General features: G+C 33.3%; 21 protein-coding genes and 1 riboswitch. Of the genes, 11 read left to right on the top strand and 10 right to left on the bottom strand.

Translation table 11 applies throughout. The annotated features are described in order from the left end of the window. Positions 1 to 49 precede the first annotated feature (49 nt). From BM024_RS11760 to tpiA, 5 genes are all read left to right on the top strand, one after another. Positions 50 to 598: a DUF1599 domain-containing protein gene (locus BM024_RS11760; protein WP_090680589.1), complete on the top strand. Its 549-nt coding sequence runs from the start codon at positions 50 to 52 to the stop codon at positions 596 to 598. Positions 599 to 605: 7 nt separating this feature from the next. After that, complete coding sequence (locus BM024_RS11755; RefSeq protein WP_090680586.1) at positions 606 to 1,706, top strand: BT_3928 family protein; 1,101 nt, start codon at positions 606 to 608, stop codon at positions 1,704 to 1,706. A gap of 5 nt (positions 1,707 to 1,711) precedes the next feature. After that, positions 1,712 to 2,788, top strand: a complete 1,077-nt coding sequence (locus BM024_RS11750) for an ABC transporter permease (RefSeq protein WP_090680583.1) — start codon at positions 1,712 to 1,714, stop codon at positions 2,786 to 2,788. Between the two features lie 133 nt (positions 2,789 to 2,921). Further along, the gene (locus tag BM024_RS11745; RefSeq protein WP_090680580.1) at positions 2,922 to 3,422 is read left to right on the top strand and encodes a TlpA family protein disulfide reductase; all 501 of its coding nucleotides are present in this window, start codon (positions 2,922 to 2,924) and stop codon (positions 3,420 to 3,422) included. Beyond that, positions 3,422 to 4,174, top strand: coding sequence for a triose-phosphate isomerase (gene tpiA / locus BM024_RS11740; protein WP_090680577.1), 753 nt, complete (start codon positions 3,422 to 3,424; stop codon positions 4,172 to 4,174). The genes BM024_RS11745 and tpiA overlap by 1 nt, the downstream gene beginning before the upstream one ends. A gap of 75 nt (positions 4,175 to 4,249) precedes the next feature. Here the strand turns inward: tpiA and BM024_RS11735 are convergent, their stop codons facing one another. Next, positions 4,250 to 5,053 carry a lysophospholipid acyltransferase family protein gene (locus tag BM024_RS11735; protein WP_090680574.1) on the bottom strand — a complete coding sequence of 268 codons (804 nt, stop codon included), beginning with the start codon at positions 5,051 to 5,053 and terminating at the stop codon, positions 4,250 to 4,252. A 142-nt stretch (positions 5,054 to 5,195) separates the two neighbouring features. Then, positions 5,196 to 5,840 carry an NUDIX hydrolase gene (locus BM024_RS11730; RefSeq protein ID WP_090680570.1) on the bottom strand — a complete coding sequence of 215 codons (645 nt, stop codon included), beginning with the start codon at positions 5,838 to 5,840 and terminating at the stop codon, positions 5,196 to 5,198. Positions 5,841 to 5,896: 56 nt separating this feature from the next. Between BM024_RS11730 and BM024_RS11725 the strand changes: the two genes are divergently transcribed. Together BM024_RS11725 and BM024_RS11720 are read left to right on the top strand one after the other, a co-directional pair. After that, positions 5,897 to 6,340, top strand: a complete 444-nt coding sequence (locus BM024_RS11725; protein ID WP_090680566.1) for a DUF4268 domain-containing protein — start codon at positions 5,897 to 5,899, stop codon at positions 6,338 to 6,340. Positions 6,341 to 6,382: 42 nt separating this feature from the next. Next, positions 6,383 to 8,200 carry a BamA/TamA family outer membrane protein gene (locus tag BM024_RS11720; protein WP_090680562.1) on the top strand — a complete coding sequence of 606 codons (1,818 nt, stop codon included), beginning with the start codon at positions 6,383 to 6,385 and terminating at the stop codon, positions 8,198 to 8,200. A 92-nt stretch (positions 8,201 to 8,292) separates the two neighbouring features. On the opposite strand, the gene BM024_RS11715 is transcribed toward BM024_RS11720, so the two are convergent. Continuing rightward, positions 8,293 to 9,459, bottom strand: a complete 1,167-nt coding sequence (locus tag BM024_RS11715) for a GlmU family protein (protein WP_090680559.1) — start codon at positions 9,457 to 9,459, stop codon at positions 8,293 to 8,295. Between the two features lie 182 nt (positions 9,460 to 9,641). Continuing rightward, positions 9,642 to 9,839, top strand: a riboswitch (cobalamin riboswitch). 135 nt (positions 9,840 to 9,974) lie between these two features. On the opposite strand from BM024_RS11715, the gene BM024_RS11710 reads away from it, so the two are divergent. Together BM024_RS11710 and BM024_RS11705 are read left to right on the top strand one after the other, a co-directional pair. Continuing rightward, on the top strand, positions 9,975 to 10,970 hold the full coding sequence (locus tag BM024_RS11710) for a PKD domain-containing protein (protein WP_090680556.1): 996 nt from the start codon (positions 9,975 to 9,977) through the stop codon (positions 10,968 to 10,970). Positions 10,971 to 10,985: 15 nt separating this feature from the next. Continuing rightward, on the top strand, positions 10,986 to 12,443 hold the full coding sequence (locus BM024_RS11705; protein WP_090680553.1) for a DUF5074 domain-containing protein: 1,458 nt from the start codon (positions 10,986 to 10,988) through the stop codon (positions 12,441 to 12,443). A 50-nt stretch (positions 12,444 to 12,493) separates the two neighbouring features. Here BM024_RS11705 and BM024_RS11700 read toward each other — a convergent pair whose 3' ends face one another. Continuing rightward, entirely contained in the window at positions 12,494 to 13,045 is a 552-nt protein-coding gene (locus BM024_RS11700; RefSeq protein ID WP_090680550.1) for a GNAT family N-acetyltransferase, read from the bottom strand. A gap of 157 nt (positions 13,046 to 13,202) precedes the next feature. Here BM024_RS11700 and BM024_RS11695 point away from each other — a divergent pair, with 157 nt between their 5' ends. Beyond that, positions 13,203 to 13,658, top strand: a complete 456-nt coding sequence (locus BM024_RS11695; protein ID WP_090680545.1) for a GNAT family N-acetyltransferase — start codon at positions 13,203 to 13,205, stop codon at positions 13,656 to 13,658. Between the two features lie 336 nt (positions 13,659 to 13,994). Here the strand turns inward: BM024_RS11695 and BM024_RS11690 are convergent, their stop codons facing one another. Beyond that, positions 13,995 to 14,210 carry a GDCCVxC domain-containing (seleno)protein gene (locus BM024_RS11690; RefSeq protein ID WP_090680540.1) on the bottom strand — a complete coding sequence of 72 codons (216 nt, stop codon included), beginning with the start codon at positions 14,208 to 14,210 and terminating at the stop codon, positions 13,995 to 13,997. A gap of 5 nt (positions 14,211 to 14,215) precedes the next feature. Further along, positions 14,216 to 14,812: a mercuric transport protein MerTP gene (gene merTP / locus BM024_RS11685; protein ID WP_090680536.1), complete on the bottom strand. Its 597-nt coding sequence runs from the start codon at positions 14,810 to 14,812 to the stop codon at positions 14,216 to 14,218. Positions 14,813 to 15,063: 251 nt separating this feature from the next. On the opposite strand from merTP, the gene BM024_RS11680 reads away from it, so the two are divergent. Next, complete coding sequence (locus BM024_RS11680; protein ID WP_143077768.1) at positions 15,064 to 16,056, top strand: hypothetical protein; 993 nt, start codon at positions 15,064 to 15,066, stop codon at positions 16,054 to 16,056. Positions 16,057 to 16,118: 62 nt separating this feature from the next. On the opposite strand, the gene BM024_RS11675 is transcribed toward BM024_RS11680, so the two are convergent. The 4 genes from BM024_RS11675 to BM024_RS11660 form a co-directional block, all read right to left on the bottom strand. Continuing rightward, a complete protein-coding gene (locus tag BM024_RS11675; protein WP_090680529.1) occupies positions 16,119 to 18,554 on the bottom strand; it encodes a TonB-dependent receptor in 2,436 nt (811 codons plus the stop codon). 29 nt (positions 18,555 to 18,583) lie between these two features. Further along, a complete protein-coding gene (locus BM024_RS11670; RefSeq protein ID WP_090680723.1) occupies positions 18,584 to 19,585 on the bottom strand; it encodes an ABC transporter substrate-binding protein in 1,002 nt (333 codons plus the stop codon). A 37-nt stretch (positions 19,586 to 19,622) separates the two neighbouring features. Next, positions 19,623 to 20,510 (bottom strand): helix-turn-helix domain-containing protein, encoded by an 888-nt coding sequence (locus BM024_RS11665; RefSeq protein WP_090680525.1) that lies wholly within the window; start codon positions 20,508 to 20,510, stop codon positions 19,623 to 19,625. Between the two features lie 161 nt (positions 20,511 to 20,671). After that, positions 20,672 to 21,508 (bottom strand): urease accessory protein UreD, encoded by an 837-nt coding sequence (locus BM024_RS11660; RefSeq protein WP_090680520.1) that lies wholly within the window; start codon positions 21,506 to 21,508, stop codon positions 20,672 to 20,674. Positions 21,509 to 21,510: the final 2 nt, after the last annotated feature.

Here is a 21,510-nt window from a genome sequence, read left to right as displayed (position 1 = left end):
TGACTTTATTGTTATTTTTGAAGAAATTATTTCCACAAATATAAAAGAAATGAAGAGGACTTCCACTGAATTCGACCAAGTAATTGCAGTTTGTCGAGCGCTATTTGAAAAAAAAATGAAAGACTACGGTCCAGCATGGCGCATTCTAAGATTGCCTTCTTTGACAGACCAAATCTTTATTAAAGCGCAACGAATTAGAGGATTACAAGAGAACTCAGTTCGAAAAGTGGATGAAGATGAAACTTCTGAATTTATAGGTATCATCAACTATTGTGTTATGGCACTTATTCAGTTAGACAAGGGAGTTGTTAATCAACCTGATCTTAATTTAGAAGAGGCACTACAACTCTATGATGAGAAAGTAGCAATCACTAAATCTTTGATGGAAAATAAAAACCATGATTATGGTGAAGCTTGGCGAGATATGAGAGTAAACTCACTTACCGACCTAATTCTTCAAAAATTATTGAGAGTAAAACAAATCGAAGATAACCAGGGAAAAACTTTGGTTTCAGAAGGAATAGACGCTAATTATCAAGACATGCTAAATTATGCTGTATTCTCACTTATCCTTTTAGATTATCCAAACAACAAATAATATCAATATGAAAATTATTACAAATTTGTCAAGACTCATCGTTGGAGTCCTTTTTATAATTTCTGGTTTAGTTAAACTAAACGACCCAATAGGGTTCTCTTTTAAACTTGAAGAATACTTTTCAGAAGGAGTATTAAATATGCCAATCTTTGAGCCTCATGCACTTTCTATTGCTTTAATAGTAGTAATCGCAGAAGTTCTATTAGGTGTTGCGTTGCTAATAGGTTTCAAGAGAAAACTAACGCTTACCCTACTCTTCTTAATGATCGTTTTCTTTACGTTTCTAACTTTCTACTCCGCTTATTTTAATAAGGTGACAGATTGTGGTTGTTTTGGAGATGCAATTCCATTAACTCCATGGGGTTCTTTTTCAAAAGATGTTATTCTTTTAATTTTTATATCTATTCTGATTTTTAACCGCAAATTTATCAAGCCTCTTTTCAATAATAGTATTTCTGGAATAATATTACTTGTAACATTGGCTCTATGTAGCTTTATGGGATATTGGGTTTTAAATCACTTACCTATTAAAGATTTTAGAGCCTATAAATTAGGAACAAATATTACTAAAGATATGGAAATACCAGAAGGTGCTCCAAAATCTGAATATGAGATTACTTTTATTTACAATGTTGATGGTCAAGACAAACGCTTTTCAGATAAAGAATTAGCGAACTTACCTGCTAACGCAACGTTTGTAGGCAGAGAAGATCGTTTGATTTCTGAAGGTTTTCAACCAGCTATTCACGACTTTACAATTGAAAAAGACGGTGATAGTTATTTAGAAGAAATGATGGAAGAGCCTAAACTAATCATAATAACAACATATGACTTAAACAGATCAGATGCTGAAGGATTAGCTGTTATGAAAGATTTTTCAAACAAAGCTACTCAAAAAGGCTATAAAGTAATCGGACTTACTGCCTCAACACCAGACATCTATGAAGCTGTTGTTAAAAAATACGATCTGCCTTTTGATTACTATAGCTGTGATGGAACCACTATCAAAACCATAGAAAGAGCTAACCCTAGTATTGTTGTACTAGAAAAAGGTACTATAGTAGAAAAACGTCACTGGAAAGACCGTGACTTAGTTACTTTAAAATAACTAACTTGTTTTCGTACTTACTTAAAAAAACAATTTATGCCATAGTTACGCTCTTCGGAGTTGTAACTGTGGTTTTTTTGTTATTCAATATATTGCCTGGCGATCCTACTCGTATGATGTTAGATCAAAATGAAAACTCAGAGCAATTAGCGTTGTTGAAAAAGAAGTTTGGTTTTGACAAACCAATTGAGAAGCAATATTTATATTATTTGAATGATCTATCTCCTATCTCACTACACAGTCTTAAATCTGAAGACTTTACGTATTGCAGTGTTGGAAAATACAATGAATTCCCTATTTGGAAAAACCAAAACATTCAACTGGTTATAAAACCTCCATACCTAAGAGAAAGCTTTCAGAAAAACGGTAAAAAAGTTAGTACTATTATAAATGAAACATTGCCAAACACAGCTTTTCTTGCGGTTTTTGCAATACTAATTGCCTTGTTAGTAGGTGTCTTTTTAGGAATTATTGCAGCTCTTAATGTACACACATGGATTGATAAAACCATTACTGTTGTGAGTACATTCGGGATGAGTTTACCTTCTTTCTTTAGTGCTATACTATTTGCTTGGATATTTGGTTTTCTACTTCACGATTGGACTCAATTACCTATGAGTGGCAGTTTATTTGAAGTAGATGATTATGGAAACGGTAATTACCTAGCTCTTAAAAACAGTATATTACCAGCAATTGTTTTAGGTATTCGTCCGCTGGGGGTTGTGATTCAATTAATGAGAAATTCTTTATTAGAAATTCTAAATCAAGATTATATCCGAACAGCGAAAGCGAAAGGAATTTCTACCGCACAAGTATTGTATAAACACGCTATTAAAAACTCTTTAAATCCTGTTGTAACTGCACTATCAGGTTGGTTTGCTTCTATGTTAGCAGGAGCTGTTTTTGTAGAGTATATATTTGGATGGAATGGCTTAGGAAAAGAAATTGTTGACGCTTTAAATACTTTAGACCTTCCTGTGATTATGGGAGCGGTTTTAGTTATATCTACAATTTTTGTTATCATTACCGTTTTAGTAGACTTTGTTTACGCTTATTTGGACCCAAGAGTCAAACTTCATTAATACCTACTTTTAGTGTTTTTACAATACTAATTAACTATAAACTCCTTTTTAAATTCTTTCATTATTAGTAAATTTGTTAACAAGAATGCAATAGCATCTTCGAATTTTTTAATAATCTTAAAATTAAAGCTTTATGAAAAAAATAATTTTATTATTTGTTGCTCTAATAAGCTTAGCTGCTTGTCAAAAGAAATCTCCGAACAGTTTTAGTCCGGAAGCTTTAGGTGAAGAGTTAGTTGCTTTAGATGGAAGCAAAATAGCACTGAACCAGATACTAGACAAACATCGTGGCAGTGTTGTTTTAATTGATGTTTGGGCCGCATGGTGTCCAGATTGTATTAAAGGATTTCCAGATTTAAAGAAAATTCAAACTGATTTTCCAGAAGTAGATTACGTTTTTCTATCGGCTGATAAAACAGAACAAAGCTGGAAAGAGGCCATTGAAAAATATGATTTAGAAGGTGATCATTATTGGATTACAGACGGTATGAAAGGTAATTTTGGTAAATCTATTAATTTGGATTGGATACCAAGATATATTTTGATAGATAAAGAGAGTAATGTAGCAATGTATAAAGCTATTGACACAAATGATGAGGCTCTAATGAGCCTATTAAAAAAATTAAATAAATAATGAGACATTCTATTGTAGCGGGTAACTGGAAAATGCATAAAACAGTATCAGAAACACACGCTTTTCTTGATGATTTAATTGAAAAACTACCGACAGATAAAGAAGTAGAGGTGATTATTGCCCCTCCATTCACTAGCTTATTTTCGGCTGTTCACCACTTAGAACATACCAATATTGTTGTTGCTGCACAAAATATGCACCAAGCAGAAGGCGGTGCATTCACTGGAGAAATATCTGCACAAATGCTAAAAGGTGTAGGTGTTGAAACTGTAATCATAGGTCACTCTGAACGCAGACACTATTTTCATGAAACAGACGCTATATTAGCCGACAAAGTCAATACAGCTTTAAATCATAATATGCGTGTAATTTATTGCATTGGTGAAGAATTAAAAGACCGCCAAAACAAACAATATTTAAACGTTATATTTAACCAATTAAAAGACGGTTTATTTCACCTAAAGAAAGAAGCATGGACCAATATCGTTATTGCTTATGAACCTGTTTGGGCTATAGGTACAGGAGAAACTGCAAGTCCTGAACAAGTGCAAGAGATGCATGCATTTATTCGTCGTGAAATTGAGCGTGAATATGGCAATGAGACTGCAATTAACACCTCTATCCTTTATGGTGGAAGTGTTAAACCATCAAATGCTGAAGAGTTATTTTCACAAGAAGACGTAGACGGAGGTCTTATCGGAGGCGCAGCATTACAAGCAGAAGACTTTACAGCAATTATAGAAGCTATCTAATTTAAGAGAATATCATTATTTAATAATGATTCATTTTCAATAAATTATCAGGGAATGGTTAAGTGAAATATCTTATTACCATTCCCTTTTTTTATTCAACTTGCTTTCCTCTTCTAGCACTTCTTGCGGAATCACTTTCAAGAATGAAGGATGTTGCTCAATTGCATATTCGATTTTCTCTACAATATCTTCTATAGAATCATTGTCATAATCTATTTCTAAAGGCTCTTTAATCACCATAGATTGCAAAATACCTTTCTTTTTTATGTAGAGTCCCTTTTTATCAAAAGACCTTCTGAATCCATCTATAACAATTGGAACAACAATAGGCCTATGTTCTTTTATAATATATGCTGTCCCCTTTCTAACCGGTTTAAAAGATGTAGTTGTCCCTTGAGGAAACGTTATAACCCATCCGTCATCTAATGCCTTTTTTATATTAGCTGTATCGTTAGGATTAACCGCTTTCTTTTCTGTTATATCCTCACCTTTTGAACGCCAAGTTCTCTCTACATGTATTGCCCCAACATAAGACAATATCCTAGGAAGCAATCCTGCTTTCATAGTTTCAGATGCTGCAACATAATATAGATTAAGCTTGGGATTCCATATATAAAAAATATTCTTTATCGAGTCAATACGCCCTTTTAAACTTGCATTAAAAACATGAAACATGGCAACTACATCCGCAAAATAAGTTTGATGATTGGATATAAAAAGTACATTCGTTTCTGGTAAATTCTTTATTACTTCTGACCCTTCTATCTTCAATTCGTTAAAACCTCTGAATCGTCGATGTGTTAAAAAACCGAAAATTCTAATTAGCCATTTCTTGATTAATAGATTATGTCCAAAAGGCGTCTTTTTAAATAAATCCATAGTGTGTTTATCAGTGGATAAAATTACTGTTTTTTGATACAAGTAGATGTTTTCTTCTTCCTAAAAAACATTTTTCATATGCATCATGTAAGAACAATTCGCATTTAAAATTATTGAATACTTGATTTATTCTTTGATAACACTAACTATTACAAGTTAAAAACAAAGTCTCTTTTAACTCGCTCATCATCATTGCAGTTGCTCCCCATACTTTATAATTCCTGTAAACATATGCAGGAACCTCCAAATCCTTAGCATAACTGGTTGTTTTTAGAATTGTTTTTACCAGATCATCTTCAAACAAAGCCTCTATAGGGAATTCAATTATTTTTGCTACTTCCTTTGCATCTGGTTTAAATATTGGCTCTGTTTCTAAAACCCCCATAAATGGAGCGACCAAAAAATTACTAGGTGGAATATATATTTGAGTGAAAGACTTTATAATCTCAATTTTAGAGGCATCAACCCCTATTTCTTCTTCGGTCTCTCTAAGTGCTGTCTCCTCTAAGTTTTTATCTTGCTGTTCCCATTTTCCTCCAGGAAAAGCAATTTGAGAAGAATGAACACCTTGATATGCTGCACGCTCAATCAATACTAAAAATGTATTATTCCCCTTTGGATAGAACAACATCATAACTGCTGATTTTCTAGATTGTAGCTTTTGATCTTCTGTAATTTTTAAATATTTCAACCTTTCAAGAGGTGCCATTTTCATATGAGCCATCTCAGCTAATAGTGGTGCTTCTTTAATCTCAGGTATTTTGTGTAAAAATGAATCAAAAGTCATAAGTTTGATGTTCTAAAATAGATACCTTAAATTTACGAATATTATTTTATTTCTCTATGTTCTCTAAAGAAGAAGCCCTACAAATTAAAAAAGACTTTTGGATTTCATTTGCAAATGAATATCCTAAAAAATGGTTATTACACAAAACTAAAATCAAAGATGTTTCCTTTAAGTTTTATGCGGACAATAAAATTGCTCAAGTGCTCTTAGATATTGAACCGAAAGATGAAGAAAAGAGAACAATCTATTATGAAAAGATTGAATCGTTAAAAAACATTTTACTTGAAGAATACCTTCCAGAGGCTATTTTTGAACGTCATTTTTTCCTTGAAAACGGAAAAGAAATTAGCAGAATTTGGGTTCATCTCGATGGAGTAAGCATTAACAACAAAAAGTCTTGGCCTACTATTTTTGAATTTTTTGATGCTCAAATGAGTGCCTTTGAATTGTTTTTTTATGAATATGAAGATTATATCAGCGATTTGGAAATAAACACTTAATAATAAAAAAATATTTATATATTTCTACTTTAAAATTGATAGATGATTCGAGTTGTTTTTGTGTTGTTTTTAATCATCCACTGTAATGTTGTAGTATGGTCTCAAAACCAACATACACAGAACGATTCTATAAAAATTTATAACAATATTGAAGGTTTTTCTAAAAAAACTAAAACTGGAAGTTTTCTACATAGATTGGTATTTAGAAAACCATCCTCATCTAAAAGTACGGAACCTGTCGTTCAAGCAAACCGAAATTTTGAACAGGGACAGAACAAGGTAATTCGAAATATAAATATAACTACGCTTGACCCTTTCGGGTATTCAGAATCAGATACAACAAAAGTTCCTAAGAATAAGCTTGAGGATTTTGGAAATAAAATGAATCTAAAGACAAAGGAGTTTACAATTCGGAAATTCTTAATGTTCAAAAAAAATGATGTTTTTGACTCTTTAATCATTAAAGAGTCTGAACGTTTAATTCGTACCCAACGTTATGTAAGACGCGTATTAATTAAACCTATTCCTATTGAAAACAATCCAGATTCGATTGATGTATCTGTACGTGTTTTAGACTCTTGGAGTATATTTCCAACGGGGTCTCTAACTACCTCATCTGGACGATTGCAATTGACAGACAGGAACTTTGGTGGTTTTGGACATCAAGTTAGTGCACAGTACAAAACTAGGTTCAATGAGAACAAGAATGCTTATAATTTCAGTTATAACATTAACAACATTCAAAACACTTTTATTCGTTCAACATTGTTATATGACATTGACTACGAAAATAATTATATAAAAAGTATTGGATTTGATCGCCCCTTTTATTCTCCGTATACCAAATGGGCAGGAGGTGCTAGTATTTATCAACGTTTTTTAAGAGACTCTTTACCTGATAAAGACTACAATTATGAATTACAAAGTTTTAAGTATAATATAAAAGATTTTTGGGCTGGGTATTCTATGCCTCTATATACCAAATACAAAGACCAAACTGAAATTACGAATCTGCGTACATCTATTAGATATATGCAACAAAACTATACAGAAAAACCTCTTCATGACTTTGACACTCTTGGGTTTTATGGTAGTCAAAAACTACTATTAGCTTCTATAGGAATAAGTTCGGTTAACTATGTTCAAGACAAGTTTATTTATAACTATGATATAATCGAAGATATTCAAGTTGGTAAGATTTTTTCAATAACAGGGGGATGGAATCATCGTTTCGGTAAGGACCGAGCCTATTTGGGAGCCAAATTTGCCTTTGGAAAATATACAAAGCATGGTTATTTTTCTACTAATATTGAATGGGGAAGTTATTTTACTAAATCCGGTCCTGAACAAAGTGCTTTTTTAATTGAAGGTGTTTATTTTACAAAACTGTCCCATCTGGGCAATTGGAAGTTTCGTCACTTCTTTAATCCTGAATTGGTTATTGGATATAACCGATATCCACATACGGGTGATGAATTGTACATGGAGGCAAGCATACAAGGATTAAATGCTTCTAAGATAAAAGGTACTAGAAGATTTCATTTTGCTTACCAACTCCAATCTTATGCTCCATATGATTGGAATGGTTTTCGTTTCAATCCTTTTATAAATATTGAGGCTGGATTTATTGGAGACAATAAAAATCGTTTTCTAGATCCTAAGATGTATTCTAAACTTGGAATCGGTGTAGCGATTTATAATGACTATTTAGTATTCAACAGTATTCAACTTTCTATAGCATACTATCCTAGCGTTCCCGATAGAGGACAAAGTGTTATAAAAACAAATTCGCTAAGAAATCATTATTTCACTCTTCAAAGCTTCAGCTATAGCAGACCTGAAACTGTTCATTATAGATAAATACTATAAAATTAATATTTCAAAAAAAACGCTTAAAACTACCACTATTATGGGTGCTTTAAGCGTCTGATTTTATCTAGTAACAAAAAATCTTATACCTGATTTTCGTTCTCGAAAATATACTTAATAATATCTGCATCTTCTTCCGTTAGCTCTATATGTCGGCGAGACATCACTACCTCCATTGTCTCCAATGCTTTGTCTAATTGATAAACCGTATCTTCCGTTACTCCTCCCCATGTAAAACTAGGTAGAAATGTTTTTGGAAATCCACCACCAAATATACTACAACCAACACCTATAACAGTACCTGTATTAAACATAGTATTAATACCACATTTACTATGATCCCCCATCATCAATCCACAAAACTGTAATCCCGTATCTTCATAATCCTGAACTTCATAATTCCAAAGCTTTACGTTTCCATAGTTGTTTTTAAGGTTTGAATTATTTGTATCTGCACCCAAATTACACCACTCTCCTATTACTGCATTTCCCAGAAAACCATCATGTCCTTTATTTGAGTAACCAAACATCACAGCATTGTTTACTTCACCTCCAACTCTACAATGTGGACCAATAGTGGTTGCCCCATATATTTTAGTACCCATTTTAACTTGAGCTTCTTCTCCTAGAGCAAATGGACCTCGTATAACACTTCCTTCCATAATTTCTGCATTCTTTCCAATATAGATAGGTCCAGTAGAAGCATTTAACGTTACAAACTCTAACTTAGCACCTTCTTCAATAAATACATTTTCTGGATTTATGACTTGAACACTAGACGGTATTGGTTCTGAAATTGAATCTTCTGTTAGTAACTGAAAATCTGCTCTTAAAGCTTGATCATTCTTTTGAAACAGATCCCATTTGTGTTGAACTTGGATTATATCCTCTTCTAACTCAATCCATTCAAATTCATCAAAATCAACTTCTTCTTGTCCTCCTACAATATAAAATGCGACTACCTCTTCTTTAAAAAGTATCAGTTGATTTTCTCCAAGAGTCTTAATTTTATCTACAACCTCTTGATTGGGCAAAAAAGAAGCGTTTATCATAACGTTCTCTTCCATTTCTATCATAGGATACTTAGTTGCTAAATACTCTTCGGTAATAGTGGACGTAGTATAACCTAACAACATTTCCCATTTTTCTCGAATGGTCAAAATACCAATTCTCAAATCAGCAACGGGTCTAGTAAATGTAAATGGTAAAAGAGCTTCTCTTACAGCTCCATCAAATAATATATAGTTCATAGAAGTTGATATTTTAAACAACCAAAGTTAGGAATAAGTTGCGAATCAACAACTCATAACCTTACTTCAAGTTTAGAAAAATAATAACTATTTAACCCTTCTACCTACCTTATAAGAAGATTTAATTACGAGTGTCCATCTATAAAAAGAAAATGAAAAAGGGTGCTTTCAAATTAATTGTTATCTTCGCGGTGAATTTTGGTGTAAATATTTCGTTTGGAAATATTACTTAAAAGGGAATCAGGTGTAAATCCTGAACAGACCCGCTGCTGTAAGCTTCATTAAATTCTTTAAAACTACTATATCCACTGTTTATTAAAATGGGAAGGATTCTTAAAGAAGAAGTAAGTCAGAAGACCTGCCAGATTAAAATAATTTTAAAGCTTTCGGGACATAAGGCTGACGAATATTACAGACTAAAAGGAATATATACCTAGTTTATATATTCTTTACATTCTTCTAATTTTCCATTTTTTATCCCGTAAGCGATTGGCAAAAATCAATCTTAATGAACTATGGATAAGAAACTTTTAAAAATTGGATTGCTATCTCTAACCGGCTTATTTCTCTTTAGCTGTTCTGATGACAATGACACCATCCCCCCAAAGGATACAAAACTCAGCCCTTATATCTCAAAAGTATATGATTTTCTACCAGCTGTAGGACAATTTACAAATAGCTTACCTTCTTTCACTGCTAGCGATACTAAAGAAAGTATGTTGGCTAAAGTAGAAAAAGCTTTAATAGGTCCCAAAAACTCTATGGTCAGTTTAGGTGGATATGGTGGTTATATTGTTTTTGGTTTTGACCATACTGTTGAGAACAAAACTGGTTTTATGGATTTTCGTATTAAAGGAAATGCTTTCAAAGCAGCCTCTAATCCAAATAGTGATAATACAGAAGGTGGAAGTAGTGAACCTGGTATTGTATTAGTTTCTTATGACGAAAACAAAAATGGAATACCTGATGACACTTGGTATGAAATTGCGGGTAGCGCTTACAACTCATCTATTAAAGACTATGAAATAACCTACTACAAACCTAATTCTAACAAAGAACCAATATCTGGAAATCAAGAGTGGGAAAAAGATGTGGAATATATAAAATGGACAGATAACCAGGGTAATTCTGGTTTCAAAACAAAGAACATGTTTCACAACCAAAGTTATTTTCCTGAATGGATTAAAGAAGATAAGATTACGTTTAGAGGTACTAAACTTCCGAATAATGCCGTGAACGAAGGAACAGAATCGGAACCTTTTTGGGTGTCGTATGCTTTTGAATGGGGCTATGCGGATAATTTGCCAAATAACGAAAACCAATCGGCTATAGATATTGATTGGGCGGTAGACAAAAACGGAAACAAAGTACATCTTAAAGGAATCGACTTTGTAAAAGTGTATACTGGTGTAAATCAAGAAGCTGGATGGTTAGGTGAAATTTCTACAGAAATTACGGGAGCCGAAGACCTTCATTTATTAAACAATTCTATTCCAACTATTCAAAACTAATTCAAATAAAAACTAATGATACAAAACTTTTTTAAACGTTCACTGCCTATATTGGCTGTTCTAGCTTTAGCATCTTGTTCTTCAGATGACAACTCTTTACTTAGACCAGCAGGTCCTCAAGATCCAACTATCAATGACGACACTGTTATTATTGAGGATTCTAAAGCATCTTTAGCCGTTCCAGCGAAAGGATTCTATGTAATCAATGAAGACTGGTTTGGACACGACCTAGGAACAGTGAACTATTTTAAAAATGATGGTTCTGTTCTATACAGAGCTTATAGAGCCGCTAACCCAGGAGAGACACTTGGATTAACATCTCAATTTGCTACTATCTACGGTGAAAACACTTTCCTTATTTCTAAACAACAGAACAGATTAGTTGTAGCCGACGCAAAAACACTTAAAAAGAAAGCCTTACTTACAGATATTGGAGGAGATGGTCGTTCATTTGTTGGAATAACTTCTAAAAAAGGATATATAGCTACAAGTAATGGTGTTTCTATCTTCAACATTGAAACTATGTCCTTGGAAGGAAGCATTGCTGGAATCTCTGGTGAAACTGGGAACATGGTTCGTGTAGGAGATTATGTATTTACTATTACCAAATCTAAGGGGACCTATGTAATCGACACCAAAACTGATTCGGTTGAAAAATTAATTGATGGAAACGACTTTGCTATGATGGTACAAAGTAAAGACGGTAACATTTGGGTTGGAGCAAACAAAAAGCTTATAAAAATCGACCCTTACACCTTAGAAATCACCTTAGAAGTAGATATTACAGAAGCTCCAATTACTGCTACTTGGTATGCTTGGACTGCTGGAAGCCTTTCTGCTAGTACACAACAAAATGTATTGTATTGGGCAAAAGGGAATGGTGTTGTTAAATTTGATATTGATTCTCAATCCTTAAACACTGCATTTTATAACTTAGGTAAAGATAATCAAGATATGCAACTTGGATTTTACGGAGCTTCTTTAAAAGTTGACCCTTTAACAGATAAATTAGTACTACTAGTAAAACGCGATGGTTGGGGAGATAGCGGTAGTTATAACTGGGTTCATATTGTAAATAACAATGGTGGTTTAGAGAAGAACATTGTAGTAAATGGGGATAATGGATCAGGTGGAGAATGGGGAACGGATGACGACCGCTATTTCTGGTTCCCTGCTATGCCATTCTTCGAAGATGCTAACACACCAGAGATTTTATTGAATCAGGTTATACTTGCACCAGATCAGCGAATAGCAATTGCTTTAAATGACAAAGTAGTAGATGCAGATAATACATCAGTATCAATCATTAAATCACTTAAATCTAATGATTCGAAAGTAGCTACTTATGAAATAAAACAAGACTCATTAATTGTTACTGCTAAAGGAATTACAGGAAAAGAAAAACTGACGATTATTGCTAATTCAAATGGTAAATCAGTTGAAAAAGAAATCAGAATAGACGTTAGAAACTAATTTCTATTGTATTTTTTAATTATCCAAAGCCGCTCTAAATAGCGGCTTTGTTATTTTACACTCATAGACATTGTTAAGTTGTCAAAGTAGCTCCCGTCTTGCTTAAAAAAGTTTTTAAGAACACCATTTTCTTGAAAACCCATTTTGTGATAAAGATTCATTCCTAGAACATTCACAGTATATACTTGTAGCCAAATCAATTCCAAAATTGGATTCTGTTTCGCCCAATCAATGATTGAAGATAGCAACATGGTTCCTAAACCAATATTTTGCCACTCCTCTAGCATTCCCATACCGATTACAGCTGTGTGTGCCATAATCTCTCTGCGACTACCTGTTAAGTCAATATTCCCTATTATTAGATTGTCAAACTCTGCTACTAAAAGCAAAGAATTATCGTTGGTAATAAATGAACTAATCCAATCCTCCTCTTGTTTCATAGTAAGCGTTATCTCATGCTCATATTTAGGAATGTAATCACTTTGAGGTACATATTGTTTTATACAATTTAGAAGGTTTTCTGCGTCTAAAATTGTTGCTTGTCTTATTAAAACAATTTTTCCATTTTTCAATTCAACTTTCTTAGGTTTAAACTTATTCATTGTCTCTCTTATTAGTCATTATTCAAAAATAAATATTTTACAATTATATTGTCATTTACTAACTTAAGAAAAGTTTTATAGAAAAAAGTTTTCAAAACTGACATATAAAGTGAAGAGATTATCTTTGCGGTCTACAATAATTTTATTCAACGCTATAATGACTATAAGACCTTACCAATCTCAAGACATCCAACAGATTACTAAACTTTTTCACGATACTGTTCACCATGTAAATATCTATGATTATTCTCAAGAACAATTGGATGTTTGGGCACCTGAGGATATTGACCTAGATAGTTGGCATCATAGACTTTCTTCTCAATGTTGCTTAATAGCAATGATAGAGAATAATATAGTTGGATTTGGGAGTATTGACCCCTTGGGATGTTTAGATATGCTGTATGTGCACAAAGATTTTCAAAAACAAGGAATCGCTAGTAAACTGTGTGATGAATTAGAATCCTTTTACTCTTTATCATCTGTTTATACACATGCTTCTATAACAGCAAAAGCATTTTTTTTAAATAGAGGTTATAAAGTCATTAAGAAACAAGAGGTGGAAAGAAGAGGTATTACTCTTATAAACTATCAAATGGAAAAGTGTTTTATCTAATAGAAAGCTCATAACTAAAGCTTATATAAAAAAAAGCTCCCTCAGCAGAATTGGAAGCCTGACAGAGGGAGTAAAGCCAGTCAAATAACAGATTTGACTAACAGTGCAATATTAGGGATAAATATTTACTTCATACTATATTACAGCATTTATTATATTTCTTTTTCAAAGACTGATTAACAACACATTTACCGCCTTTAAAAAACACCTTGTCAGCATCTTACGAACAGGCAACACTCTATCAAATCATTAAAAAACTAAGAGAACTTTAAAAAATAAATACACTAAAATAAAAAAGCGACCTAAAAAACGTCGAGCAAAGCTCTTTTTACACTTTTAACAAGTCTTACAAGAGGCACCAGATTCTTGGATTGGTGGACATTTTATAGTTCCATAACTACAAAAAACACAACAATCTCCCTCTTTAGGTTTTAGTAATTTCTTACAACCTTCACATTCATATAAATATTGGCAAGCGTCGGTAGGCATTTGCTCGGTCTTAGAAAATCCACATTGAGGACATACGATGGTAGAGTATAGTTCTAACTTCATAAATACTAAAACTTATCTATTACTTGATAGCCCGTCTTTTCTATAGCTTTCTCAATTTCATTAATAGATGTTAAGGAATCATCGTATTCAACCACGGCATTCTTATTTTCATAAGAGGTTGTAACTTTCACCACACCCTGTAATTTGTTTACCTCGTGGTTCACGTGAGCTTCACAGCTAGAACAAGTCATCCCCAAAACTGTAAACTGACTTTTCTTTAAAGAGCTCACATCCAATACCTCTTTATTTGTATTTGTGTTGGAATAAAACGATGAAGAATAATAAGGAAAACCTAACATTATCAATGCAAACACACTGATAATTCCCAAAAAAGCTTTACTTCTTAAAAAACTTTCTTTTCGTGAATCCTCACAGTTACAATCAATCTCTTCCTTCGATTTAAATAACTTTTGGTACCATGCGAAAGCTAAGGTTCCTATCGTAAGAATTATAAAAAATGGTCTTGCTGGTTCTAGCCAAGTGAATGTACTTGCAAAACCACTTCCTCCTGCAATGAGTGCTAATAGAGGGGTTATACAGCATAGGGAAGCTAATAAAGCGGATAATAAACCTGCTCCTAGTAATTTTTTTTCTGATTTCATTTTTGATGTTGGTTATACTATTTAAGTAATTTAGAACCATATCCTCCAACAATTTAAAGTTACACTAATGTAACAAACTAATTATAAACTTCAAGCATTTTGATTAACATTTTTTATCAAAAAACCATTATTAACGACTTAATTCTATAAATGATGTAGCACAACCAGCTACTCTAAAATATTTCCAAACAAAATCTTAAATGTTTTAAAAAATACACTATATTGTCCCGCTAAAATGAAATACCTTACTCATGAAAAGACACCTCGTATTAGTATTGATTATACTCACGACACTGTTGACATCTTGTTCCACTGTACTGAATCATAAAACATATAAAGTCAATATTAGTTCAAATGCTCCAAACTCAAAAGTTAGAGTGTATGACAGTATCTATGACCTACCCTCAAAAGTAGAAGTAGAAAGGTCTAAAAAAGAATTAGAATTAGAACTGATTACAGAAACGGAAAATCTAAACTATAAGGTAAAACCTGTTTGGGATCCGAAGTTTGTGTTTGTGAATTTAAGCGGATTTATTTTAGCTCCTGTTAATTATGCAGTGGATTTAACTAATCCAAAAAGGTTCTACTACAGGAAGTCTATTTTTTTGGATACCAATGATACTATAAGAACCATAACCCCTGAAAGAATTACTAAGGGAATAGAAAATGGATTCAAAAGATACTTTAGCACTGAACTTTCACGACAAAAAGGAGATCTATATGTACACCTAGGTTTACCCTTCGTAAATGGTTTCAAATTTAAACCAGAACTTGAAGGTTCTGTAAACATTGTTGGAATGATGGGATTTACAGCCGGTTTAGACTATTATCATACCAATAAACAATTCCTAAGTCTAAGACTATCGGCTGTTGAAGATTATAACAATCCAGTTCCCATAACTGAAGATCCAAGTGAAACTCTCAATATGCCTTTAAGTTCCGTATTTGTAAGTCTTTCAAACAACCATCAATTCAACCGATTTTCTGTTGGCTATGGAGTTGCCTTTGCAAGAAATATGTGGGAATTTGTTTTTAAAGAAGAATATCAATTTATTATAATGGAAACTAAGAAAAGAGCCCATAGCGCTATTGGTCTTGTCATTCCCGTACACTTTACAGTGTTCGACAACTTTAATATTGGCGCTATTTATAGACCGACTTTTTACACTTTTGGTCACAGTACTAAATTTCAATATGAACATTTACTTAGTCTAGAATTTTCTTATAAATTTAAAATTCGATAACTAGTTAAATAACTTACACTTCCCTCTTTTAGCATAAGATCTAAAAGAAGGAAGTGTAACAATTAAAAACTATACCCTAAAGACACTTTTAAATTTCTAGGTGCCCCGGGAAATGCTCTGGTATAGTCAAAACCTCCGTAGTAATAGTATTTATCAAACACATTATCTAGATTTACTGCCACTTTTAATGCACCTATATGATAAAAAAGTGCTGCATTTAATTTGGTGTATTCTGGCCAATAATCCCAAAGTGCCACACCATTAGAGTCAACTCCAACACTAGCATCCATACGCCTTTCTCCGACATAATACACTCCTAATCCCGCACCCAATCCTTTTAGAACAGATTTAGAAAACACATATTTCAACCACAAATTAGCTAGATTTTTCGGTGCACCTGGTAACCCCAAACCGACCTCAGAGTTTATCAAAGAAGCTTTTACTTCCGTTTTATTAAAAGTATAACCTCCTAATATTTGTAGTTCCTGAGTAATCTGACCTCGTAAATCTAATTCCAATCCACTAGAAATAACTTTTCCAGACTGGCGATATATAGGTAAACCTTCATCTGTTAAAGCACCCGTTGTCAACAACATATCTCGACGCTCTATATGGAACAGAGCCACATCCATTTGCAACTGCTTTTTAAAAAAAGTAGTCTTAACCCCTGTTTCTATTTGATAACTCTTTTCTGACTTGAATTCAAAATCTGAACCGTAATCTCTATAATTCAAAATCATATTGGCACCTACGGGCACAAAACCTTGAGAGTAACTCGCAAAGTAATTCACATCATCATTAATCTCATATGTTACTCCTAAACGCGGTAAAAACACGTTTTGATTTGCTGTTTTTCTTTCCTTACTATCAGTTGTTTCAGATGTATAAAACTCTTGGCGAATTCCCGCTATCAACTTTAATCGATAGCCAATACTCATCTGATCTTGTACATAGATACCAGTTGTTTTATATGGACTCAAAAAAGGATATTGTCCTTGCGGTCTCCACACATAATTAGAAATATCTTGAATTTCATAAATGGGGTTATACAAATCAAATGTAAGTGGCACTATTTCTCCATCTACCTTTTTACTTCTCGCTTCTCTTAATTGATTGTCTTTACCGCCTCTGTATTGTGCATAATCTACTCCACCCACAATGTGATGGTCTATCTTATCTCCAAACAAATCCCATTTTAAATAAGCCACTGCGTTGTCCGTATAATCCCTACCATGACGGTCGAAAAAGCGCAAATTCATTATGGTGTTATTCGGAGCATCTGCAAAGGTATTAAGTGTTCTATGTTCGTTAACATCTTCCTTATAAATACTCTTCATATAACTAAGGTTGATACTCAATCCTGAATTAATTCTATGTTGAAAACGTGCTGAAAAAGAAGTAGTGCTCGATTTATAAAAATCTGAAGGTTGACTAAGCGTAAATGAACGAGGCAATGCAAAAAGATCATTACTTCGTATCCCCATTCCCCTATCTAGATAACCATCAAACTTATCAAAAACCAAATCAACATCCACTTGTGTTTTATCAGAAGGTCTAAAAGTAAAAGATGGCATGAAAGCATAACTCGTTTGTTCATTGATATCTCGAAACGTTTTAGAGTTTTCATAACCCGCATTCAATCGATATAATATTTTTTTGTCCTTATCTAAAGGTCCGCCCAAATCAATAGTCGTTCTATACGTATCAAAACTTCCTACAGAAAAATCAACATATCCTTTATGCTCTTCCAAGGGTCTTTTTGTTATCATGTTTACAGTTCCCCCTGGAACTACATCTCCAAACAAAGAAGCTCCTGGTCCTTTTAAAATCTGAATACTCTCAAGATTAATAGTCATTGGTGAACGGTAATAAGCATTTCCATAACCATAACCTGAACGCAAACCATTTACTAAACGCACTCCTGATTCATAACCACTTTTAAATCCTCGGATTATAAAATCGTCATAAGAAGAAGCCATTGTTACACCAGAAAGGTCTTCTACTACATCGTTTATATGAAATGCATTTTTATCTTGTATAAATTCTCTTGTAAGCAAGGTTACCGATTGTGGTAAATCTTTCAACCGACCATTAAACTTTCCGCCCAGAGCTAAAGAATTGGTCGTATATGAATTATCTCGGCGAACAGTTACCAAAACCTCATCTAACTCATATTGTTCCTCAACTAACTGTATTTTAAACCCATATTCTGAATTGTAGTTCAATTTTGTAAGAGTAACCGAATAAGACACATAGTTTTGAGACTCTATTGACAACTCAACAGGCAATTGTTGTTCCACATCGAATCGAAACTCTCCACGGGTATTAGTGATTGTGAAATCTTTATTATTAAGACTCACTGTTGCTCCAACAATAGACTGATTGTTATTCCCAAAGACACGTCCCCATATTGCAGATTCATTTTGCGCTATTAGAACAGGAGCACATAGAAAAAGAAGCCACAGTAAGGCTTTACTATAGAAACTCGTTGTATTCATAAATTAAGGTCTGTTTTGTTTATAGGAAACTAGAGATTATAAAGTAATTTTTTCGCTTCTTCTACTTCTTTATCAAATGTCTCTTTTGTATATAAATTAGGATATGCCCATTGTTTTACTTGCTTTGAAAAGAGCACTTGTTTTACCGTGTGAGGATCAAAAAGAAATATAGGTTTCATCTCAAAGACTTGCTTATTTACGACTGCGGGTAATTTGGAGAGTTCCTTAAGCGCATATACATCAGAAACTGGAGTATTCCAAAGTATCATCAAATCAGGGTTCCATTGATATAATAGTTCGACTCCAATATTGGGCGCCTCCATCTCTAAAGGACAAGCATTCTCTACCCCTGCTAAACGAATCGCTGCATCCATCAATGTACCTTTTCCTGAAGTAGAAAGCACTCTACCCCTTGACCAAACATAATAAGCTGTTTTCTTTTTTTCAGGGATTAGTTCGTTCATCTTTTTAATTTCTCCTCTCATATAACCCGTAATCATTTTAGCTCTTTCTGACTTGCCTAACAAATTTCCAAGTCCTTCAAACTCTTTTAACGTAGTATCAATATCGGAACCTATCATAGAAAATACTTTGATTCCCATTCCCTCCATTTGTTCAATCATTTGTAAGTCTTGTGAAAATGTCACTACCAAATCGGGTTGTAATGCCATCAAAGTCTCCATGTTCACAGATCTTCCATTAAAACTAGGAGTAGCTATTTCCTTTGCAGCAAAGGCAGGGCTTAGTGTCGAGAAAAAATCATAAGAATCTGGCGTTAAATAAACCTGAGAGGGTACCCCAACCAAACGATCTTGAGCTTCCAACATAAAAACAGCATCAACGAATGCTTCGAATAAAACAACAATGCGTTGCGCAGGTTGCTCCAAACTCACTTCAACTCCTCTAGCATCTGTTGCTATATAATTACGTTCAATAGAACTTGTTATAGGTTCTGTTGTCTTTTGCTTACAACTTTGAAATAGTACCAAGAGTACTGTCAATAATATAATCGGGTAATTTTTCTGTCTCATTATTTTCTTGTCTTGATACTTAGATATTGGTACTGGTTTACAATAAAAACTTATGCTTTCTATAGTCACTGGGCGAATAGCCTGTAACTTTTTTAAACAACCTTGTAAAGTAAGAAGGAGAGTTATACTTTAATTCAAAAGCTATTCCTGCAATATCTCGAGACTTGTCTTGCAATAATATCTGACTATGTAAGATGCTAATCTCATTTATCCACTGTTTAGGAGACTTACTAGTAGCCTCTTTTACGCATTTATTGAGGTAATTTTCTGAGATATGTAAAACATTGGCATAAAACAACACATTCTTGTGGTCTATGTGAAATTTTTGAACCAACTCTCTAAATTGAAAAGCAATATCCAATTGTCTGTTCATTGGAGTTTTTGTCTCAATGTCTGTACGAATGATTTTTAGAAGGAGTGTTTTTAGGAGCGTTATACAAATCTCTGTCACCCTATTTTCACTATGTGTTTCTTCCTCTAGAAGTTCAAGTATGCGTTGCACCCAAGAAGCATTTTCAGGTTCTAATACTACATAAGGATTCATAGTAAAAAACTTCACGTCATTACTCCCCAAAGATATGTCTGTCACTATCTCATTTTCATAGGTTACAAAAAAACCCTCTGCATCATCAGATAAAGAAAGTGTAGCTACTATATTCCCTTGTTTAATATTGATGACTTCACCTGCTGATAAGGTATATGCTCCGTTATCCACATGTTGTGTCATGCTTCCCTTGGTAATAAAAACCAAAAAATTAAAGGTCGTCCTATAGGGGATCACAGGCATAATGATTCCCTTTAAATAATTCTCAACTCTATAGACTTGTATCTTACTATTATTTGATAAGCTTTGCTCATCTACATTGGGTAGAAACAAGTTTTTGTATTGCGAATTGTTTAAAATCTGTATAGAAGGCTTTGTCATTAAAATATGCTTATGATAAAAAAAACAGTTCTACAAACCATACTAAACTACTTATTTAAAGCGAAAAAATCATTGCTTTTATTCAATTATTATTTTTCTGCTAAAAACAAAACAATCATCTCACTATAAACATCTTAACTATCTCTTGATTCTTAAACTCTCTATATTAAACTATTGGTTTCTTCTTTAGATTCAATTTGAACCGTATGCGATATCATAATCCCCTCCCAAACATCATTTTGAATAGCTTGGAACATCTCAAACAATATCTCAGCACCATTACCTAAAACGCGTATCATAAATCCATCCAGACTAAGTTTACTAATTCCAAATGCAATGTCTTTAATTATTGAATACTTTTCATGAAAACGTTCTATCCAATCCTCTATAGCATATCCCGCTGTATTCACATAAATCAGGGTTGCTTGATGTGTATACCCCTCTAATATTCCTAATTGATTAATTGGCATTATTTGAGGTTGTAGCAATACATTATCTTTTACAACTAGTTTTCCTTCAACATATATTTCTGTTAGATTTTGAAAATGATTGTATTCGAATAATTCGCCAGTCAATTTCCTTCCACAAGTGATAATATCACTCAATAGAAAATGACAGTTCTTCTCCATTTCTACCACATTATGACTAACAAAAGAAGACGCATTCTGAGGAACAACAGGATGAGGAACAAAAGAAAATACGGTGCCTTTATCCATTTTTATCTCAGTGGTTTGACGAGACCCCTCTCTCATTTGAAAAAGTCGTTGATACGCCTGCGTTTGCAATTGTAATTTTGTATGCTTTTGTAAGTTTATTTTTATTTGATGATCATCCTTGTCTAACAGTCCCGGAGAAGAACTCATAATCATCAAATAAGCAGCATTATCTCTTTTATATTGACCAACAGGAACTATTCGAAACGGTTGTGTAACATAAGCATCTTTAAGATAAGAGTTTCCCTTGCGTTGCGCTACAGTAATATTCAGTGAACATACCATAA

Source organism: Myroides guanonis, from assembly GCF_900114085.1.
Lineage (GTDB): Bacteria > Bacteroidota > Bacteroidia > Flavobacteriales > Flavobacteriaceae > Flavobacterium > Flavobacterium guanonis.
Note: the sequence above shows the minus strand (reverse complement) of the source record. Positions and strands in the feature narration are given on the sequence as shown.

Excerpts from the sequence above, each read along its gene's own strand:
- BM024_RS11735 (WP_090680574.1), bottom strand. The coding sequence starts at position 5,053 with ATGGATTTATTTAAAAAGACGCCTTTTGGACATAATCTATTAATCAAG.
- BM024_RS11680 (WP_143077768.1), top strand. The coding sequence starts at position 15,064 with ATGAAAAGACACCTCGTATTAGTATTGATTATACTCACGACACTGTTG.
- BM024_RS11715 (WP_090680559.1), bottom strand. The coding sequence starts at position 9,459 with ATGAACTATATATTATTTGATGGAGCTGTAAGAGAAGCTCTTTTACCA.
- BM024_RS11670 (WP_090680723.1), bottom strand. The coding sequence starts at position 19,585 with ATGAGACAGAAAAATTACCCGATTATATTATTGACAGTACTCTTGGTA.
- BM024_RS11710 (WP_090680556.1), top strand. The coding sequence starts at position 9,975 with ATGGATAAGAAACTTTTAAAAATTGGATTGCTATCTCTAACCGGCTTA.
- BM024_RS11695 (WP_090680545.1), top strand. The coding sequence starts at position 13,203 with ATGACTATAAGACCTTACCAATCTCAAGACATCCAACAGATTACTAAA.
- BM024_RS11730 (WP_090680570.1), bottom strand. The coding sequence starts at position 5,840 with ATGACTTTTGATTCATTTTTACACAAAATACCTGAGATTAAAGAAGCA.
- BM024_RS11665 (WP_090680525.1), bottom strand. The coding sequence starts at position 20,510 with ATGACAAAGCCTTCTATACAGATTTTAAACAATTCGCAATACAAAAAC.
- BM024_RS11690 (WP_090680540.1), bottom strand. The coding sequence starts at position 14,210 with ATGAAGTTAGAACTATACTCTACCATCGTATGTCCTCAATGTGGATTT.
- BM024_RS11720 (WP_090680562.1), top strand. The coding sequence starts at position 6,383 with ATGATTCGAGTTGTTTTTGTGTTGTTTTTAATCATCCACTGTAATGTT.
- BM024_RS11760 (WP_090680589.1), top strand. The coding sequence starts at position 50 with ATGAAGAGGACTTCCACTGAATTCGACCAAGTAATTGCAGTTTGTCGA.
- BM024_RS11675 (WP_090680529.1), bottom strand. The coding sequence starts at position 18,554 with ATGAATACAACGAGTTTCTATAGTAAAGCCTTACTGTGGCTTCTTTTT.
- BM024_RS11700 (WP_090680550.1), bottom strand. The coding sequence starts at position 13,045 with ATGAATAAGTTTAAACCTAAGAAAGTTGAATTGAAAAATGGAAAAATT.
- BM024_RS11725 (WP_090680566.1), top strand. The coding sequence starts at position 5,897 with ATGTTCTCTAAAGAAGAAGCCCTACAAATTAAAAAAGACTTTTGGATT.
- BM024_RS11660 (WP_090680520.1), bottom strand. The coding sequence starts at position 21,508 with ATGGTATGTTCACTGAATATTACTGTAGCGCAACGCAAGGGAAACTCT.
- BM024_RS11705 (WP_090680553.1), top strand. The coding sequence starts at position 10,986 with ATGATACAAAACTTTTTTAAACGTTCACTGCCTATATTGGCTGTTCTA.
- BM024_RS11755 (WP_090680586.1), top strand. The coding sequence starts at position 606 with ATGAAAATTATTACAAATTTGTCAAGACTCATCGTTGGAGTCCTTTTT.
- tpiA (WP_090680577.1), top strand. The coding sequence starts at position 3,422 with ATGAGACATTCTATTGTAGCGGGTAACTGGAAAATGCATAAAACAGTA.
- merTP (WP_090680536.1), bottom strand. The coding sequence starts at position 14,812 with ATGAAATCAGAAAAAAAATTACTAGGAGCAGGTTTATTATCCGCTTTA.
- BM024_RS11745 (WP_090680580.1), top strand. The coding sequence starts at position 2,922 with ATGAAAAAAATAATTTTATTATTTGTTGCTCTAATAAGCTTAGCTGCT.